General features: G+C 73.3%; 1 protein-coding gene. It reads left to right on the top strand.

Annotated elements, in window-relative coordinates; all coding sequences use genetic code 11:
* Nucleotides 1-23: 23 nt before the first annotated feature.
* The coding region (locus G3I71_RS45335) for an ABC transporter permease (RefSeq protein WP_164324757.1) at nucleotides 24-682 on the top strand (659 nt) is incomplete at its 3' end.

Genomic DNA, 682 nt, shown 5'->3' with positions numbered 1-682 from the left:
TGCGCCCGGGCGTCGTGCCCGCCGTGCTCCCGACCGTGTTCGTGCTCGTCGCGTTCCTGCTGCCGCTCGCGGGCCTCCTGGTGCTGTCGCTGCGACCCACCGACGCGTTCAACTTCGCGCTGCCCGGGTTCAGCCTGCGGCAGTACCGCGAGGTGCTCACCACGCCCTACCTGTACCGCTCGCTGCTGGAGAGCCTGTCGCTCGCGGTGCGCGTCAGCGTGACCTGCCTCGTCCTGGCGTACCCGGTCGCGTGGTACCTCGCGCGCGCCGCGCACGGGTGGCGCAAGACCCTCGTGTTCACGGTGACGCTCTCGCCGCTGCTCGCGTCCGAGGTCGTGCGGTCCTTCGGCTGGCGCATCGTCATGGCCGGCGAGGGGCCCGTGAACCGCACGCTGCAGGCGCTCGGCCTCACCGACGCGTCGCTGCCGCTGCTGCGCTCGCCGTGGACCGTGTTCCTCGCGGTCGTCCACGTTCTGCTGCCGTTCGCGGTCATCGCCCTGACGGCGTCGCTCGGGGCCATCGACGACGCCGTGCTGCGCGCGTCGGCCGACCTCGGCGCGTCCGCCGCGCAGACCTTCCGGCGGGTCGTGCTGCCGCTGTCCGCGCCCGGCCTGGTCGCGGGCGCCGTCATCGTCTTCTCGCTCACCATGGGGATCTACGTGACCCCGCTGCTCGTCGGCGG

This window comes from Streptomyces sp. SID12501 (assembly GCF_010550245.1).
In the GTDB taxonomy this organism is placed as follows: Bacteria; Actinomycetota; Actinomycetes; order Streptomycetales; family Streptomycetaceae; genus Streptomyces.
This window is presented reverse-complemented; position numbering and strand designations above follow the sequence as displayed.